Origin of the sequence: Caballeronia sp., from assembly GCF_049581465.1 — a bacterium.
Taxonomy (GTDB): Bacteria; Pseudomonadota; Gammaproteobacteria; order Burkholderiales; family Burkholderiaceae; genus Caballeronia.
Map to the genome: position 1 here is coordinate 1 of NZ_JBAUSA010000245.1, position 1838 is coordinate 1838.

Genomic DNA, 1838 nt, shown 5'->3' on the forward strand with positions numbered 1-1838 from the left:
CGCGAATGTGGATTTTCATGTTGAACGCCCCGAATGGCCCGCAGAACGGATGAATAGCCAGTGTAGGAGAAAGGGCGCGATAGCGAGGAGCAGTCGGCGCGCCAGATGTCAGCGTCTGACAAAGGGACCCATCAAGACTGTATAGACGAAAAAAAGCCCGCTCTATGTGGAGCGGGCTGAATCCATATCAGGAGGAGACATGGAGGAGACAAGCTCAATACTACACAGGGGTTTGCGGGGTTGCAACAACAATCGTAGTAAAAACCCCTATGGTGGCGAATAAATTTGCTGGTGCGCTAAAACCGAAGCACTGGCAGACAAGGCGGCAAGAGCCGAAATTACAGCGCAAGAACCGGCGCGTACGACGCCACGCCGGCGACTAAAGTAATCACGTACCCTGTGCCAAATGAGGATTGTGATGAAAACCGCCACGCCCCCTTCCGCTTTTTCCGATGATGCCGCCCGCTGGAACGCCGTTTCCAGCAGCGACACGAGCGCCGACGGCGCGTTTTTCTACGCCGTGCGCACCACCGGCGTGTTCTGCCGCCCGTCGTGCGCGTCGCGGCCGCCTCGCCGGGAGAATGTCGAATTCTTCGATACCCCCGCAGACGCCGAAGCCGCAGGGTATCGCGCGTGCAAGCGATGCCAGCCGACCAGCTTGCCGCGCGAACTCGCCATAGTCGAACGGACGTGCAAAGTGCTGGACGCCGATCCGCAACAACGCCTGACACTCGCACAACTGAGCGCTGCCGTTCACGTCAGTCCGTTTCACTTGCAGCGCCTTTTTTCGCGCGTGGTCGGGGTATCGCCGAGGCAATATCAGGCGGCCCGGCGCGCCGACGCCCTGCGCACCGCGCTCCAGCGCGGCGATGATGTGACGCGCGCAACCCACGACGCCGGTTTCGGTTCCGTCTCGCGGATGTACGACGCCGCGCCGGCTGAACTCGGGATGGCGCCATCGGTTTATCGGCGAAAAGGGGCTGGGCTGGTCGTGCATTTTGCGACCGCGCAGACGCCGATCGGCATTGTGCTGGTCGCGGCGACTGCAAAAGGCATCTGCAAGATCGCTTTCGGCGACGACCCCGCGCCGCTCGAAGCCGACCTTGCGCTCGAATTGTCGGAGGCGCAACGGATCGAGGACAAGACGCGGCTCGCGCCGTTCATCGCGCAAATCGATGCCTATCTGCGCGGTTCACGCGAGCGTTTCGACCTGCCGCTCGACATCAGCGCGACGGGGTTCCAGCAGCGCGTGTGGGACGCGCTCCGGCAAATCCCTTATGGGCAGACGCGCAGTTATACCGAGATCGCCGAAACACTCGGTTCACCGCGCGCGGTGCGGGCGGTGGCGAACGCGTGTGCATCGAATCCGGTGGCGCTCGCGATTCCGTGTCATCGGGTCGTGCAAAAAAGCGGTGCGATGGCGGGTTATCGATGGGGCGTGGCGCGCAAGGTCGCGTTGTTGTCGGCGGAAAAGCGGCATTGGGAAGAAGCGCACGCGTCTAAGGCCGAGGCCGAGGCCGACATCGATGCGAGGGAAGTGAGTTGAGCGATGTGCCGCGCAAACGCCTGCATCTCCCCTTCGTAGAACCCTACGACTGGCCGCGCGTGCTGCGTTTCTTTGCCGGCCGGGCGACGCGCGGCGTCGAAACGGTGGAAGACGGCGCGTATCGGCGGGCGATCGAATGGCTCGGCGAGGCCGGCACGCTCAGCGTCAGGCAGCACGCGACAAAACCGTGCCTCGTAGCCGATATAGAAGGCGCGGCAAGTCGGCACGCGGCGTCGATCGGCGCGCATTTGACGCGCATGTTCGACCTCCAGGCTGACGCGCCAGCCATTGC

At 63.0% G+C, this 1838-nt stretch carries 2 protein-coding genes; both read left to right on the forward strand.

The window, feature by feature from the left end; translation table 11 throughout:
- Positions 1-418 precede the first annotated feature (418 nt).
- Positions 419-1546: a bifunctional DNA-binding transcriptional regulator/O6-methylguanine-DNA methyltransferase Ada gene (gene ada, locus WCA53_RS06065; RefSeq protein WP_423906904.1), complete on the forward strand. Its 1128-nt coding sequence runs from the start codon at positions 419-421 to the stop codon at positions 1544-1546.
- Positions 1543-1838 (forward strand): AlkA N-terminal domain-containing protein (locus WCA53_RS06070; protein ID WP_423906907.1); only part of this gene is annotated, 296 nt, incomplete at its 3' end. The genes ada and WCA53_RS06070, both read left to right, overlap by 4 nt.

Bases quoted from the DNA above. Each gene is read 5' to 3' on its own strand.
- ada (WP_423906904.1), top strand. From the start codon at position 419: ATGAAAACCGCCACGCCCCCTTCCGCTTTTTCCGATGATGCCGCCCGC.